This window comes from Parasedimentitalea psychrophila, from assembly GCF_030285785.1.
Classification (GTDB): domain Bacteria; phylum Pseudomonadota; class Alphaproteobacteria; order Rhodobacterales; family Rhodobacteraceae; genus Parasedimentitalea; species Parasedimentitalea psychrophila.
The window spans coordinates 2,557,944-2,572,606 of record NZ_CP127247.1 but is presented as its reverse complement, the minus strand read 5'-3'; the positions used below and the strand labels follow the sequence as shown (position 1 = coordinate 2,572,606).

The window sequence follows — 14,663 nt, the reverse complement described above, 5'->3', positions numbered from 1 at the left end:
AACCCATGACAATTTGGCGCTTTGGGGGCGCCACGACTCGCGCACATCAAAGGAATATGGCCATGCCAAAAAGAACCGACATCCAATCGATCATGATTATTGGTGCGGGACCGATTGTTATTGGCCAGGCCTGCGAATTTGACTACTCCGGCGCTCAGGCTTGTAAAGCTTTGCGTGAAGAGGGCTACCGGGTCATTCTGGTCAACTCAAACCCCGCCACAATCATGACCGATCCCAATATGGCTGATGCCACTTATATTGAGCCGATCACCCCCGAAGTGGTCGCCAAGATCATCGAGAAAGAACGCCCCGACGCGCTGCTGCCCACCATGGGCGGACAGACCGGGCTGAACACCTCTCTGGCGCTCGAAGAGATGGGCGTGCTGGAGAAATTCGGCGTCGAGATGATCGGGGCCACCCGCGATGCCATTGAAATGGCAGAAGATCGCAAACTGTTCCGCGAGGCGATGGATCGTCTGGGCATTGAAAACCCACGCGCCACAATCGTCACCGCCCCCAAGCTGGACAGTGGCAAACCCGACCTGGACGAAGGCGTGCGCATGGCGCTCGAATCGATCGAAGACATCGGCCTGCCGGCCATCATCCGCCCCGCCTTTACCATGGGCGGCACCGGCGGTGGCGTCGCCTATAACCGCGACGATTACATTCACTTCTGCCGCACCGGCATGGATGCCTCGCCGGTCCACCAGATCCTGGTTGACGAGAGCCTGCTGGGCTGGAAGGAATTTGAGATGGAGGTGGTGCGCGACAAGGCCGACAACGCCATCATCGTCTGCGCCATCGAGAACATCGACCCGATGGGCGTGCACACAGGTGATTCGATCACCGTGGCCCCGGCGCTGACCCTGACGGATAAAGAATACCAGGCCATGCGCACCGCCTCGATCAATGTTCTGCGTGAAATCGGTGTCGAGACCGGCGGCTCCAACGTGCAATGGGCGGTCAACCCCGCCGATGGCCGTATGGTGGTGATCGAGATGAACCCGCGGGTCAGCCGCTCCTCGGCGCTGGCCTCCAAGGCGACCGGCTTTCCAATTGCCAAGATCGCTGCCAAGCTGGCGGTGGGCTATACGCTGGACGAGCTGGACAATGACATCACCAAGGTGACACCGGCCTCGTTTGAACCCAGCATCGACTATGTCGTCACCAAGATCCCGAAATTTGCGTTTGAGAAATTCCCCGGCGCCGAGCCCTATCTGACCACCGCGATGAAATCGGTGGGCGAGGTGATGGCGATTGGCCGCACCATCCACGAGTCGCTGCAAAAAGCTCTGGCCTCGATGGAATCCGACCTGACCGGATTTGACGAAGTCGACATCCCCGGTGTCTCGGTGGGCCTGTGGGACGATGCCGGTGCCGACAAGGCTGCGGTGATCAAAGCGATCAGCCTGCAGACCCCCGACCGCATGCGCACCATTGCCCAGGCGATGCGGCATGGCTTGTCGGATGATGAAATCCACCGCGTCACCATGTTTGACCCCTGGTTCCTGGCCCGCATCCGCGAAATCGTCGAGACCGAGGCCGAGATCCGCGCCAATGGCCTGCCCACCGACGAACGTGGGGTCCGCAATCTCAAGATGCTTGGCTTTACCGATGCGCGTCTGGCCAATCTAACCGGAACCAGCGAAACCACCGTCCGCAAGGCCCGCCGCGCCCTCGGTGTCACCGCCGTGTTCAAACGCATCGACACCTGTGCCGCCGAGTTCGAGGCGCAGACGCCTTATATGTACTCCACCTACGAGGCACCGATGATGGGCGAGGCGGAATGCGAAGCACGCCCAAGTGATCGCAAGAAAGTGGTCATTCTGGGCGGAGGTCCCAACCGCATCGGCCAGGGGATTGAGTTCGACTATTGCTGCTGTCACGCCTGCTATGCGCTGACCGAGGCGGGGTATGAAACCATCATGATCAACTGCAACCCCGAGACCGTCAGCACCGATTATGACACCTCGGACCGGTTGTATTTTGAGCCGCTGACCTTTGAGCACGTGATGGAGATCCTGGAGACCGAGAAGCAGAACGGCACCCTGCACGGTGTTATCGTGCAGTTTGGCGGCCAGACACCGCTGAAACTGGCCAACGCGCTAGAGGCCGAAGGCATTCCGATCCTCGGCACCACCCCCGACGCCATTGATCTGGCCGAAGACCGCGAGCGGTTCCAGGCCCTGGTCAACGAGCTGGGCCTGAAGCAGCCGATCAACGGCATCGCCTCCACAGACGCGCAGGCGCTGGAGATTGCCAAAGAGATTGGCTTCCCTCTGGTGATCCGCCCGTCTTATGTGCTGGGCGGTCGGGCGATGGAGATCGTCCGCGACATGGCGCAGCTGGAACGCTACATCGCCGAGGCGGTGGTGGTGTCTGGCGACAGCCCGGTGCTGCTCGACAGCTACCTGTCCGGCGCGGTGGAACTGGACGTGGATGCCATCTGTGATGGCAAAGACGTGCATGTTGCAGGCATCATGCAGCATATCGAAGAGGCCGGGGTGCACTCGGGCGATAGCGCCTGCTCGCTGCCGCCCTACTCGCTGTCGGATGACATCATCGCCGAGATCAAGACCCAGACCTATGCCCTCGCTAAGGGCCTGAACGTTGTTGGCCTGATGAACATCCAGTTCGCCATCAAAGACGGCGATATCTACCTGATCGAAGTCAACCCGCGCGCCAGCCGCACGGTGCCCTTTGTTGCCAAGGCCACCGACAGCGCCATTGCCTCCATCGCCGCCCGTGTGATGGCGGGCGAACCCCTCAGCAACTTCCCGCTGCGCGCGCCCTATAAGGAAGACGCCAAATATGACGACGTGTTGCCCTTGGGCGATCCGATGACGCTGGCCGATCCCAACATGCCGTGGTTCTCGGTCAAAGAGGCGGTGCTGCCCTTTGCCCGCTTCCCCGGCGTTGACACCCTGCTGGGGCCGGAAATGCGCTCCACCGGTGAGGTGATGGGCTGGGACCGCGATTTCCCGCGCGCCTTCCTCAAGGCCCAGTTGGGGGCGGGCATGGTGCTGCCATCAACGGGCAAGGCCTTCATCTCGATCAAGGACGCCGACAAGGGCGCGCTGATGCTCGAGGCGGCACAGGTGCTGGTGGCGCAGGGCTTTACCCTGATCGCCACCCGCGGCACCCAGACCTGGCTGGACGGTCACGGAGTGACCTGTGAGCGGGTCAACAAGGTCTATGAGGGTCGCCCGCATGTGGTTGATCTGCTGAAAGACGGCCATGTGCAGCTGCTGATGAACACCACCGAAGGTGCACAGGCGGTTGAGGACAGCAAAGAGATGCGCTCGGTGGCGCTCTACGGTCGGATCCCCTACTTCACCACCGCCGCCGGCGCCAACGCCGCCGCCCTGGCGATCAAGGTCCAGGCCGAGGGCGAGATCACGGTGAAGGCCCTGCAGGGGTAAGGCGCGCCCGGAAAACAGTCTGGCAGACTGTTGTCAGCGCCGAACGGGCGGAGCCCCGGATGTTAGAACCAAAGAACCCCGGTCCAAGTGGCCGGGGTTTTTCATTGCCGTCTTCAGGCCAATACCCACCCGGCAGCACCTGACCTGCGGATCTTCAGGCCAAAGCCGCAAAGCTGCGGAATGCTCTCTTCTTCTTGTTAAAAATACCTCGGGGTCCGGGGCAGCGCCCCGGCCACCTGCCCCGGCCACCTGCCCCTGCGGCACCCAGCCTCCACCTTGACCTCCCTCCCTGAAAATGACCAAATCACAGGCACCGTGAAAAACCCGGAGCCAAAGCCCATGCACACGCCCGCCATTACCGGTACCGGGGTCTTCACCCCGCCTCACATCATCACCAACGCCGAACTGGTACAGGCCTTCAACGCCTATGCCGACCGCATCAACGGTGAAAACGCCAAGGCCATAGCCGCCGGTGAGATGGAACCGATGGCGCAGTCCTCGGTGGAATTCATCCTCAAGGCCAGCGGCATCGAACAGCGCTATGTGATGGACAAGACCGGCATTCTGAACCCCGACATCATGTACCCGCAACTGCGCCAGCGCCGCGACGATGAGCCCTCGATCATGGCCGAAATGGCGCTGGATGCGGCTCATAAGGCGCTGGAGCAGGCGGGACGCAGCGCGGCAGATGTCGATCTGGTGATCTGCGCCGCCTCAAATCTGGAACGCGCTTACCCGGCGGTGGCGATCGAGATCCAGCAGCTGCTGGGCGCTCAGGGCTTTGCCTTTGACATGAACGTCGCCTGCTCCTCGGCGACATTTGGCATTCAGGCCGCCGCCGACATGGTGCGCGCGGGCTCGGTCCGCACCGCGCTGGTGGTCAACCCCGAGATCTGCTCGGGCCACCTGGAATGGCGTGACCGCGACTGCCATTTCATCTTTGGCGACGTCGCCACCGCCACCCTGATCACCCGCCAGGAGGACGCCACTGGCGCCCATTTCGAGATCCTCTCGACCCGCTGCGCCACTCAGTTTTCCAATAATATCCGCAACAACAACGGCTACCTGCGCCGCTCGCGCCCCGACGGGGTCAAGGATCGCCGCGACATGCAGTTCATGCAGAACGGCCGCAAAGTGTTCAAGGAAGTGCTGCCGATGGTCAGCCAGCACATCGCGGCTCATCTGGCAGACAATCACATCGCCAACACCGATCTGAAACGGCTGTGGCTGCATCAGGCCAACAAGGCGATGAATGATTTCATTGGAAAAAAAGTGCTGGGCCGCAGCCCGGACCCCGACGAGCAACCCAATATCCTGCAGGATTACGCCAATACATCCTCAGCCGGCTCGATCATTGCCTTCTCGCAGCATAGTGACGATCTGGACGCCGGCGACCTCGGTCTGATCTGCTCCTTCGGGGCCGGCTATTCGGTCGGCTCGGTGATCCTGCGCCGCCACCGGTAGCCCGTGCCGTGCCCGCCGCAAGCTGGCCGCCCGATCAGGTCAGCGACCTCAGGCGCTCTCTTCTTCCAGATGCAGCTTCATGTCGATCAGGACATGTTGCAAATTCACCGTTTCCCGCAGCAGCCGCTTGGCTTCATTGACGGTGATAATACCGTCCTCCATCGCAGTCTGGTATTCGCCCATCAGCATGGCGAACCGCTGGCTCAGGGCAATGACATCCGAATTGACGCCACCGCTGCTCGGCGCGTTGGGCCTGCGGTGGTCATAGGACAAGGCAATGTTCTTGAGATCAGCCAGCCCGGATGTCACATGCGGAAAAGACGATTCCTGCTCCAGCTTGGCCACCGCATCGACCGGCATAAACCGGTCCGCATGTTCCACATTGTCCGAGTAATACCGCCCCAGTGTCGCCTTGGATTTCCCGGTGATCTGGCAGGCTGCCTCGATCCCGACATCCTTAACGAGGGCTTCAGTATGCTTTTTTAGATAAGTTCCAATATCCGCCATCAATCACGCCCCGGCTTATAGTCCGGCGTTCCATGGGGAACCACCCGATCTTTTTCCCATTATCGTCTTCTATTCGAAATGCAATACCTTTGCTATCCCTCAGGTTTCAGGGACCTTAAAGAGTATAATAGTGGAATTTTCCCATTTGGTACCCAATGGGGACCAGGAGTGAGTGAGCATCCTGATCCTTGGCCGATTTTCGGCCATAAGCGTCGCTTGTATTGTCTCTATCCATCCATCCCCAGGGCTGTTCCGCCCGGTATGGAAAAAGCAGACAGGCGGCGCTTTATTTGCCGGGTCATAGGCTGCGCAAAATTTGATGCTGCGCTGCAATAATGGTTTCCACCCTGCCCCCCAGACGCTAAACCTCGCAAATGGCAAAACTCTACTTCAACTACTCAACCATGAACGCCGGCAAATCGACAGTGCTGCTTCAGGCCTCCCACAATTACCGCGAAAACAACATGGACACCTACCTGTTGACCGCCCGGGTTGACGACCGTGCCGGCGCAGGTCGCATTGCGTCGCGCATTGGCATTGGCGCCGAGGCGGATGTGTTTGTGCCGGCAGACGATCTGTTCGCCATGGTCACTGCGCGTATAGCGCAGGGAAAAATCGCCTGCGTTTTTGTCGACGAGGCGCAGTTTATGTCCTCTGATCAGGTCTGGCAGCTGGCCCGTGTGGTCGATGATTTAAACCTGCCGGTACTGTGTTACGGGCTGCGGGTTGATTTTCAGGGTCAGCTGTTTCCCGGCTCGGCGGCGCTGCTGGCGCTGGCCGACGAAATGCGCGAGGTCCGCACCATCTGTCGCTGTGGCCGCAAGGCCACCATGGTGATCCGCCAGGATGAAAACGGCAAGGCCATCACCAAGGGCGCGCAGGTGCAGATCGGCGGCAATGAAACCTATGTGTCTCTCTGCCGCCGCCACTGGCGCGAATCAGTTGGCGACCGCCCCCCCAGACATGCGGAAAAATAAGCCCGCCACGCCGCCCCCAGAGACGTTATAAAAAGGCCCCAATCCAACGCCCCAATCCAACACCCCAACTCGGATCAGACCGGATTGGGCAGCACCCGCCCGGCGGCAAAGGCGGCGACATTATCCAGCACCATATGCCCCATGTCGCTGCGCACCTCTTGTGTTGCAGTGCCCAGATGCGGCAACAGACTAACATTGTCCAACACCATCAAGGCCTGGGGCACCACCGGTTCGAACTCATAGACATCCAGACCGGCGCCGCCAATCTGGCCGCCCTGCAAGGCGGCAATCAGCGCCGCCTCGTCGATCACCTCACCCCGGGATATATTGATCAGATGGGCGCTTGGCTGCATGGCCTCCAGTACCTCCGCATTGATCAAATGTCGCGTTTCAGCGCCACCGGGCACCGCGACAACCAAAATGTCCACCTCAGAGGCCAGGGCAATCAGGCTCGCAGCGCGGTCAGCCGCAAAATCCAGCTCTTTGGCACTGCGGGCCAGATAGCTCACCCGCATACCAAAGCCATAATGACAGCGCCGGGCAATCGCCTGGCCAATCCGCCCCATGCCCACAATTCCAACCTGTTTGCCGCTCAGATGCAGGCCCAGCAATTGGGTCGGATGCCAGCCCTGCCACTGCCCCGAGCGCAGCAGCCGCTCGCCCTCACCGGCGCGGCGCGCCGACATCAGCATCAGCGTCATGGCAATATCTGCGGTGGCATCGGTCACCGCGCCGGGGGTGTTGCTCACCTCAATGCCCGCCGCCCTCGCCGCCACCACATCGATATGGTTGATGCCAACGCCAAAATTGGCCAGCAATTTGCAGCGCGGATCTGGAACCTTTGAAAACACCTGCGCGTCAAAGGCATCGCCCAGCGTTGGCATCACCACATCAAATTGAACCAAAGCCCGCTGCATTTCATCGGCAGACATCACCGCAGTGCTGCTGCGGATCTCGACATCAAACTCAGCCCGCGCCCGCGCCTCAACCTCAGCCGTCAGTGGCCGTGACAATAATACCCGCATCAATGCATCCTTCCGCCCAGTGGCACCGGACCATCAGGACCGATCAGGCGGATCTCGCCGCTGTCGTCCGGCAGCCCCAGCACCAGCACCTCCGACATGAATTTGCCAATCTGACGCGGCGGGAAATTCACCACCGCCATCACCTGTTTGCCCGCCAGCGTCTCGGGCTGGTAATGTTCAGTGATCTGCGCCGAGGTCTTTTTCTCGCCAATCTCACCGCCAAAGTCGATCCACAGCTTGATCGCCGGCTTTCGTGCCTCCGGATAGGGCTCTGCACGCAAAACCGTGCCCACCCGCACATCCACCTTCAAAAACTCATCCATTGAAATCTCAGCCACGCGACAATTCCTCAGATCTGGTGGTTGCGGCCCCGACAGCCCTGCTCAACAGCGCCGGAAAACCAGACTTTTCATCCATCAAGACCTCAAGTGCTGCCTGCGTGGTGCCGTTGGGGCTGGTGACATTGACCCGCAGCTGGCTGGGGCTGTCCTCAGATGTCTCGGCCAGCGCCCCGGCGCCAGCCACCGTGGCCTTGGCCAATTGCATCGCCAGCTCGGCTGGCAGCCCCTGCGCCACGCCTGCCGCCGCAAGGGTTTCGATCAGGTGAAAGACATAGGCCGGGCCAGAGCCACTGACCCCGGTCACCGCATCCATCTGCGCCTCGCTGTCCAGCCGCACCACCTGCCCCACCGCCGACAACAACAGCTCGGCAGCGTCCAGATCCGCCGCAGTGGCGGTCTGATTGGCGATGATTGCGGTGATGCCACGGCGGATCGCAGCGGGGGTGTTGGGCATGGCGCGCACAATCGGCGTGCCCGCGCCCAGAATATCTTCAAAAGTGGCAATCGAGGTGCCCGCAGCGACTGAGACAAACAAAGTCCCCCCACCGCCCAGCAATTGCAGATTGGGCAGCGCCGCGCCCATCATCTGCGGCTTGACCGCGATCAGCACAATGGCCGGTGCGGCGGGCAGCGGCTGATTGATCAAAACGCCACTGCTCTGCAGCCAATCAGACGGATAGGGATCAATCACCGAGACCGACGCCGCCGGCAATCCGCCATCCAGCCATCCGGCCAACATCGCCGATCCCATTTTGCCACAGCCCAGCAGCACCAGCCCCCGCGCTGCAATATCCGACATATCCATCTGCTCGCCCTTCCCTGACACTCAGTTCAGAGCCGAGTGTTACGCGCGACCATAGGCCTCTGCAATGGCCACCTGCATCGCATCCTCGGGTGAGCGGTCGCCCCAGACCATCAGCTGAATCGCCGGATAATAGCGCTCGGCACTGCTGACGGCGCAGTTGATCATGGTGTCGATCTGCTCCGGGCCTGCGATCTGGCCGCCGGTCAGCACCAAACCATAGCGATAGACCATCAGCTTTTGCTTGGCCCAATAGGTAAAGGCGCCCGTCCAACACTGGTCATTCATCTTGTTCAGCAGCTCATAGAGCTTGGGCAGCTTCGCCTCAGGCGGATCCATCTCAAAACTGCACACCATGCGCAATGTCTCGTCATAGCTTGACCAGGCCAGGATCAGCGCATAGGTCCGCCACTGGGCCTCGACAGCCATGGAGATCTGGTCATCGCCCACCCGGTCAAACTCCCAGTCATGATGCGAGGCCAGGGTCTCGACGATATCGATAGGGTGAAGATCATCGTCCAGGTGATGCTCGGAAAGGGTCACGGTGCCACCTCACAAAATCTCTAGTTGCAGAGGCCCGTTAGAACCCCATGACTAGTTGATTGCACAATTGACCGGGGAATTGCCCCCGTATCCACACCAAATATGGTGGGACTGAAGCGGCGCCGTGGCAACCCTTATTTTGGGGATAACTGCAATAAGTTGTGGATGAAAGACATCTAACCCCAAAATACAGGGCCTGTGTCCAGATCCTTGGCGTGATCCGCGGGATCTTCATCTTGTTTAGAATACTCAAAAAGCGACCCCGCAACCACGGGGCCACACCGGTGTGAGCAAACAGCCAGCGTCAGGGCGCTGTCAGTCTTTGGAGGGCTGCTCCAGCGCCGCCAGTCGAACACTCAGCGCCTCATTCTCTTCACGCGCCTTTTGCGCCATCGCCCGCACCGCGTCGAACTCTTCACGGGTCACAAAGTCGCGATCAGCCAACCAGCGGTCCATCAGACCTTTCATCGCGGTTTCGGCCTCGTCCTTGGCGCCCTGCGCCACGCCCATAGCGTTGGTCATAAGCTGAGAAATATCGTCGAGGATCTTATTTCGGGTTTGCATCATCTTCTCCATGGCTGGCTTGCTCCCTATATGGGCAAGCAATTGGTCGGCGGCAAGACGTTGACTTTATATCCTCAGCACGGGCATTCAGATTTACATGTATGCAATGATCCAATTCCCCGACCTCTCGCCCGATATCTTCTCGATTTCCATTGCCGGGTTCGAGTTTGCCCTGCGCTGGTATGCGCTGGCCTATATCGCTGGCATTGTCCTGGCCTGGCGGCTGGCCGTTGCGGCCCTGAAACGCCCAGCGCTCTGGCCCGGTCAGACCCCGCCCATGCGCCCCGATCAGGTCGAGGATCTGCTCACTTGGATCATTCTCGGCGTTATCCTCGGCGGGCGGCTGGGATATGTGCTGTTTTACCAACCCGGCGTCTATCTTGATGACCCGCTGCAAATCCTGCGGGTCTGGGAGGGCGGCATGGCCTTTCACGGCGGCTTGCTCGGCGTTATTGTTGCCAGCTGGATCTATGCGCGGCGCCATAACATCCCAAAACTGGGCATGGCGGATCTGGTGGCCCATACGGTGGCGCCTGGATTGCTGCTGGGCCGACTGGCCAACTTCGTCAACGCCGAGCTCTGGGGCCGCCCCACCGATCTGCCCTGGGGGGTCGCCTTTCCGGGCTATGCGGCACAGGATTGCGGTCAGGCCCTGGGCGAGATCTGCGCCCGCCACCCCTCGCAGCTCTATGAGGCGCTGCTAGAGGGGCTGCTGCTGGGCACCCTGCTAATATGGCTGGCCTATCGTCGCGGAGCCTTTCACAAACCGGGTCTGGTGCTGGGCACCTTCCTGTCAGGCTACGGCGCCGCGCGCTTCCTTGTTGAGTTTGTCCGCCAGCCAGACGCTCAGTTTGTCTCGCCCGGAAATCCTCTGGGACTGGCCTGGCAAATCGACGGGATCGGCCTCACCCAGGGCCAGATGCTGTCGCTGCCGATGATCATACTGGGCGTCTTCTTCATCCTGCGCGCCCAGGCCAAATCACAGGTCAAAACACAGTCAAAAACACCGGCCAAGCCATGAGTCTGCGGGATCACCTGATCGCACGCATCGACGCCGATGGGCCGCTGTCGGTCGCTGACTACATGGCCGAGTGCCTGCTGAACCCAAAATATGGCTATTATACCACCCGCGACCCGCTGGGCGCGGCGGGTGATTTCATCACCGCCCCCGAAATCAGCCAGATGTTTGGCGAAATGCTGGGCCTGTCACTGGCGCAAAGCTGGCTCGATCAGGGCGCCCCAGCGCCGTTCACTCTGGCCGAGCTCGGCCCCGGACGCGGCACCCTGATGGCCGACCTGCTGCGCGCCACCAAATCTGTCCCCGGCTTTCACCAGGCGGCACAGATTATTCTGGTCGAGGCCTCACCCACACTGCAAGCCAAGCAGCAACTCGCGCTAAGCGGCTACCCCGTGCAGTGGCAGGACACCGTGGATCTGCTGCCGGATCAACCCCTGTGGCTAGTCGCCAACGAATTCTTCGACGCGCTGCCCATTCGCCAGTTCCTGCGCGAGGACAAGCAGTGGCGGGAAAAGCGGATTGGACGCAAACAGGGTGAATTGACCTTTGGTCTGGGGCCACTAACCGCGCAACCGGCGCTTAACCATCGCCTGGCCGACACCGACGACGGCGATCTGGTCGAGATCTGCGAGGCGGCGACCCCTATCATAGCCTTGATCGCCCAGCGCCTCGCCAGACATGGCGGCGCGGCGCTGATTGTGGATTACGGAGATTGGCGCGCCCTTGGCGATACCCTGCAAGCCCTGCGCGGCCATGAATTCGCCGACGCGCTGACCGACCCCGGACAGCTGGATCTGACCGCACATGTGGATTTTGAGGCGCTGGCCCTGACCGCCAGAGCCGCCGGCTGCGCCTATAGCCGCGTCACTCCACAGGGGATCTTTCTCGACCGTCTTGGCATCACCACCCGCGCCCAGACTCTGGCGGCGTCCCTGTCAGGCAGCGATCTGGACAGCCTGATCGGTGCACATCAACGCTTGACGCATCCACAGGAAATGGGAAACCTGTTCAAAGTACTGGGTCTCTACCCAGATCAGGCGATTCCGCCACCGGGACTGAACGCATGACGCTGGAAATTCTCACCTCTGACGCCCTCTCGCCGATCCGGCACGGCTTCTTCACCCGTCGCGGCGGCGCCTCTTCGGGTATATTTCACGGGCTCAACTGCGGCACAGGCTCCTCCGATCAAACCGAGGCGGTGAGACTGAACCGCGCCCGTGTAGCCCAGGCCATGCAGGTCGCGCCCACCGCCCTGGCCGGGGTTCATCAGGTCCACTCGCCAAATGTGGTGACAGTCACAGCCGCCACAGCAGACCGCCCCCAGGCGGATGCCATGGTGACCAATGTTGCCGATATCGCCCTGTCGATCCTGACCGCCGACTGCCAGCCAGTGCTGTTTGCCGATACCCAGGCTGGTGTTATAGGCGCCGCCCATGCCGGCTGGCGCGGCGCTCTGGATGGGGTGCTCGAGGCCACTCTGGACGCGATGGAGGCCCTGGGCGCCGACCGCGCCAACACGGTTGCCGTAATCGGGCCCACCATCTCGCAACGCGTCTATGAGGTCGGCGAGGAGTTCTTTGAGGATTTCATGATGCAGGACCCGGGCCACGCCCGGTTCTTTGCCAATGGAGAGGCCGGAAAATACCTGTTCGACCTGCCGGGCCTGGGCCTGCAAAAGCTGCTCCAGGCCGGCATCGGTCGCGCCGAGTGGACCCGCCACTGCACCTATTCCGACCCAGACCGATTCTACTCCTACCGCCGCGCCACCCATTCCAAAGAAGCCGACTACGGCCGCCTGATTTCCTGCATTCGCCTGTAAGGCCCCAATCGAGCCCCCTGTTTAAACACGGTCCCCAGCGCCGCGCTCAGATTGCGGCTGCTTTGCAAAACCACCGCCACAATTGCCGCTGCCGACCGCGCCAAATTGCAACTGAGGCGGAAATAAATGTTTGTTTTCAGCGCCTGCCCGCCCGAAACCCTGGCTCCCTCAACTTAATGTCAAATTCCATCTATCAGCCACATTGGCGGCGCATTGCCGCTGCATAACGGAACCAGTCACAGCAACGGGTCCTAAAACCCCGGCAGGAGAAGCACCATGACCGCCAAGACCAGGTTTCTGAACTCAATCATCGCAGCGGCACAGAATCACCACGTCGCCATGCCCTGGACCCGTGGTCCGGCCCGGCAGGCCTCTATTGCCCGCCGCCGCAACCCGCGCGACACCACCGCCGACACCACCACCGCAGCAGTCAAAAGCGCCTGATCTCTGTCGGTCTCTGCGGTGCGAATTATTTCGGTGCTTCAACCCGACAGCTCCGTCGCCAGCCAGCCGTTGCGCCAGCGAAACACCGCCCGCGCCGCGCTTACCCGATATTAGGACATTATCGCGATATTGGCGCCAACGCGGGACGCCGTCCGGCGGTCACAGGGAAGCGGAACACATGTAAACTATATTTCTGCAGTGCTTTTGAAACATTGATGTAAATACCCCCGTTTTATCATCACAGCGATTTCAATCTGAGCATTCAGGGTTTCGGTGGGGGCCGGCCCAGATGCGTAACTGAAAAAGGTCTGACCACAAATGGCGATCCCTCACTCGTTACAGCGTGCAGCCAATAACGTGGCGAAATCCAGTGCCATTCTGCAGGATCCTGCCACCCTGCGGGCCTCCAACCGGCCCCAGTTGCGACGGTTTGAGGTTGCCAGCCTGCTGCCCAATGGCAATATTGCTGAAACCCACCACATCGCGCCAGCCCTGCCCCTGTTCGAAGAAGCCTTCAGCGCCTTTTGCCGTGGCTCGCTGGTGGACACCGAATCTGGCCCGATTGCGGTAGAGGATCTATTGCCAGGTGATCGCCTGATCACCCAGGATGGCAGTCCCCAAACTTTGATGTGGAAGGGCAGTACCAGCCTGATCCCCGGCCGGGCAAGCACCCGCGGGCGCAGCCACAGGCTCACCAGCTTCATGGCCGATTGTTTTGGCCTGCAGGGGCCAATGTCCTGCGTGATCACCGGACCTGCGGCGCGACTGTTGCGCACCCCGCCTCACCTGTTGGCGCTCGCAGGCACAGCACCACTGCTGACCCCGGTCCATGAATTCCACGATGGCATGAGCATCGTGGAAACGGCACCGCCCACCCCCGTCGAAGTGTTCCACCTCAGCCTCGACCGTCATGCGGTGATCAAAATTGGCGGATTGGAGTTTGAAACCTATCACCCGGGACCAAAGGCGCTACAGCTGACCAGTCACGCCATCCGAACCCTGTACCTGAACATGTTCAGCCACATCAATCAGTTGGGAGATTTTGGCCCGGTGGCCTATGCACGCGCGGGCGAAGGTCAGATCGCCGCAGTCCCATCCGGGCGCTGACAGCGCAAACGCGGTCCGCTCTTCATCTGGCCAAAAATATCCCAGGGGTGAATTGGCCGCATGGCCAAGAGGGGGCAGCGCCCCCTTACGCGGCACTTTGTGCCTTTTCCTCCGTCAATCAGACCTCTATCTAGGCTGCACAATACCAACCCCACCAAAAGTCACATACAGGCCCTGCCATGCCCGAAACCACCCCGGACAATCCGCTGAAACGCTTTGACATCACGGCTGATCAAATCACGCACGTGGTGAGCGTATTTTACGCGCAAATCCGGCGCCATCCGGTATTAGGCCCCATTTTCGCCGATCATATCAACGACAGCGACTGGCCCGCGCATGAAGACAAGATCGCTCGTTTCTGGCGCAATGCGATCCTGCGCGAAAAATGCTATAGCGGCAATCCAATGCGCCAGCACCTGACTCGCCCCGATATCAAAGCCGAGCATTTCCCGCTGTGGCTGGCGCTGTTTCATCAGGTGTTGCAGGCAGAATTACCCGCCCATCTGGCGCGCAGCTGGGCAGCGCTGGCCGATCGCATCGGCGAGGGGTTTCGCGCTGGCATCGTGTCGATGCGCCAGCCCAAGGATGCACCACCAAAGCTATTTTAGGCGCGCGGCCCTCTGCTCCCAG

General features: G+C 60.8%; 15 protein-coding genes. 9 read left to right on the top strand and 6 right to left on the bottom strand.

Translation table 11 applies throughout. From position 1 onward, the window contains the following. The first annotated feature begins 62 nt into the window (after positions 1-62). A complete protein-coding gene (gene carB / locus QPJ95_RS12520) occupies positions 63-3,422 on the top strand; it encodes a carbamoyl-phosphate synthase large subunit (RefSeq protein WP_270917911.1) in 3,360 nt (1,119 codons plus the stop codon). Between the two features lie 339 nt (positions 3,423-3,761). Beyond that, the gene (locus tag QPJ95_RS12515) at positions 3,762-4,886 is read left to right on the top strand and encodes a beta-ketoacyl-ACP synthase III (protein ID WP_270917912.1); all 1,125 of its coding nucleotides are present in this window, start codon (positions 3,762-3,764) and stop codon (positions 4,884-4,886) included. Positions 4,887-4,934: 48 nt separating this feature from the next. On the opposite strand, the gene QPJ95_RS12510 is transcribed toward QPJ95_RS12515, so the two are convergent. Then, on the bottom strand, positions 4,935-5,393 hold the full coding sequence (locus QPJ95_RS12510; protein WP_270917913.1) for a hypothetical protein: 459 nt from the start codon (positions 5,391-5,393) through the stop codon (positions 4,935-4,937). Positions 5,394-5,767: 374 nt separating this feature from the next. Here QPJ95_RS12510 and QPJ95_RS12505 point away from each other — a divergent pair, with 374 nt between their 5' ends. Next, positions 5,768-6,370, top strand: a complete 603-nt coding sequence (locus QPJ95_RS12505; RefSeq protein WP_270917914.1) for a thymidine kinase — start codon at positions 5,768-5,770, stop codon at positions 6,368-6,370. A gap of 74 nt (positions 6,371-6,444) precedes the next feature. On the opposite strand, the gene QPJ95_RS12500 is transcribed toward QPJ95_RS12505, so the two are convergent. From QPJ95_RS12500 to QPJ95_RS12480, 5 genes are all read right to left on the bottom strand, one after another. Continuing rightward, on the bottom strand, positions 6,445-7,395 hold the full coding sequence (locus QPJ95_RS12500; protein ID WP_270917915.1) for a 2-hydroxyacid dehydrogenase: 951 nt from the start codon (positions 7,393-7,395) through the stop codon (positions 6,445-6,447). Continuing rightward, positions 7,395-7,733, bottom strand: a complete 339-nt coding sequence (locus QPJ95_RS12495; protein WP_270917916.1) for a tRNA-binding protein — start codon at positions 7,731-7,733, stop codon at positions 7,395-7,397. The genes QPJ95_RS12500 and QPJ95_RS12495 overlap by 1 nt, the downstream gene beginning before the upstream one ends. Next, complete coding sequence (gene proC / locus QPJ95_RS12490) at positions 7,726-8,541, bottom strand: pyrroline-5-carboxylate reductase (protein WP_270917917.1); 816 nt, start codon at positions 8,539-8,541, stop codon at positions 7,726-7,728. The genes QPJ95_RS12495 and proC overlap by 8 nt, the downstream gene beginning before the upstream one ends. A gap of 39 nt (positions 8,542-8,580) precedes the next feature. Next, positions 8,581-9,081, bottom strand: coding sequence for a type III secretion system chaperone family protein (locus QPJ95_RS12485; protein WP_270917918.1), 501 nt, complete (start codon positions 9,079-9,081; stop codon positions 8,581-8,583). 315 nt (positions 9,082-9,396) lie between these two features. Next, complete coding sequence (locus QPJ95_RS12480) at positions 9,397-9,645, bottom strand: accessory factor UbiK family protein (protein WP_270917919.1); 249 nt, start codon at positions 9,643-9,645, stop codon at positions 9,397-9,399. Between the two features lie 97 nt (positions 9,646-9,742). On the opposite strand from QPJ95_RS12480, the gene lgt reads away from it, so the two are divergent. The 6 genes from lgt (at position 9,743) to QPJ95_RS12450 (ending at position 14,641) form a co-directional block, all read left to right on the top strand. Continuing rightward, complete coding sequence (gene lgt / locus QPJ95_RS12475) at positions 9,743-10,666, top strand: prolipoprotein diacylglyceryl transferase (protein ID WP_270917920.1); 924 nt, start codon at positions 9,743-9,745, stop codon at positions 10,664-10,666. Further along, complete coding sequence (locus QPJ95_RS12470; RefSeq protein ID WP_270917921.1) at positions 10,663-11,730, top strand: class I SAM-dependent methyltransferase; 1,068 nt, start codon at positions 10,663-10,665, stop codon at positions 11,728-11,730. Before lgt ends, QPJ95_RS12470 begins: the two co-directional genes overlap by 4 nt. Then, a complete protein-coding gene (pgeF, locus tag QPJ95_RS12465) occupies positions 11,727-12,482 on the top strand; it encodes a peptidoglycan editing factor PgeF (protein WP_270917922.1) in 756 nt (251 codons plus the stop codon). Before QPJ95_RS12470 ends, pgeF begins: the two co-directional genes overlap by 4 nt. 276 nt (positions 12,483-12,758) lie before the next feature. After that, positions 12,759-12,926: a hypothetical protein gene (locus QPJ95_RS12460; protein ID WP_270917923.1), complete on the top strand. Its 168-nt coding sequence runs from the start codon at positions 12,759-12,761 to the stop codon at positions 12,924-12,926. Between the two features lie 318 nt (positions 12,927-13,244). After that, positions 13,245-14,033, top strand: coding sequence for a Hint domain-containing protein (locus tag QPJ95_RS12455; RefSeq protein WP_270917924.1), 789 nt, complete (start codon positions 13,245-13,247; stop codon positions 14,031-14,033). A 179-nt stretch (positions 14,034-14,212) separates the two neighbouring features. Further along, positions 14,213-14,641, top strand: coding sequence for a group III truncated hemoglobin (locus QPJ95_RS12450; RefSeq protein ID WP_270917925.1), 429 nt, complete (start codon positions 14,213-14,215; stop codon positions 14,639-14,641). The last annotated feature ends 22 nt before the right edge of the window (positions 14,642-14,663 follow it).

Excerpts from the sequence above, each read along its gene's own strand:
- QPJ95_RS12450 (WP_270917925.1), top strand. The coding sequence starts at position 14,213 with ATGCCCGAAACCACCCCGGACAATCCGCTGAAACGCTTTGACATCACG.
- QPJ95_RS12510 (WP_270917913.1), bottom strand. The coding sequence starts at position 5,393 with ATGGCGGATATTGGAACTTATCTAAAAAAGCATACTGAAGCCCTCGTT.
- lgt (WP_270917920.1), top strand. The coding sequence starts at position 9,743 with ATGTATGCAATGATCCAATTCCCCGACCTCTCGCCCGATATCTTCTCG.
- proC (WP_270917917.1), bottom strand. The coding sequence starts at position 8,541 with ATGGATATGTCGGATATTGCAGCGCGGGGGCTGGTGCTGCTGGGCTGT.
- QPJ95_RS12500 (WP_270917915.1), bottom strand. The coding sequence starts at position 7,395 with ATGCGGGTATTATTGTCACGGCCACTGACGGCTGAGGTTGAGGCGCGG.
- carB (WP_270917911.1), top strand. The coding sequence starts at position 63 with ATGCCAAAAAGAACCGACATCCAATCGATCATGATTATTGGTGCGGGA.
- pgeF (WP_270917922.1), top strand. The coding sequence starts at position 11,727 with ATGACGCTGGAAATTCTCACCTCTGACGCCCTCTCGCCGATCCGGCAC.
- QPJ95_RS12515 (WP_270917912.1), top strand. The coding sequence starts at position 3,762 with ATGCACACGCCCGCCATTACCGGTACCGGGGTCTTCACCCCGCCTCAC.
- QPJ95_RS12480 (WP_270917919.1), bottom strand. The coding sequence starts at position 9,645 with ATGCAAACCCGAAATAAGATCCTCGACGATATTTCTCAGCTTATGACC.
- QPJ95_RS12455 (WP_270917924.1), top strand. The coding sequence starts at position 13,245 with ATGGCGATCCCTCACTCGTTACAGCGTGCAGCCAATAACGTGGCGAAA.
- QPJ95_RS12460 (WP_270917923.1), top strand. The coding sequence starts at position 12,759 with ATGACCGCCAAGACCAGGTTTCTGAACTCAATCATCGCAGCGGCACAG.
- QPJ95_RS12505 (WP_270917914.1), top strand. The coding sequence starts at position 5,768 with ATGGCAAAACTCTACTTCAACTACTCAACCATGAACGCCGGCAAATCG.
- QPJ95_RS12470 (WP_270917921.1), top strand. The coding sequence starts at position 10,663 with ATGAGTCTGCGGGATCACCTGATCGCACGCATCGACGCCGATGGGCCG.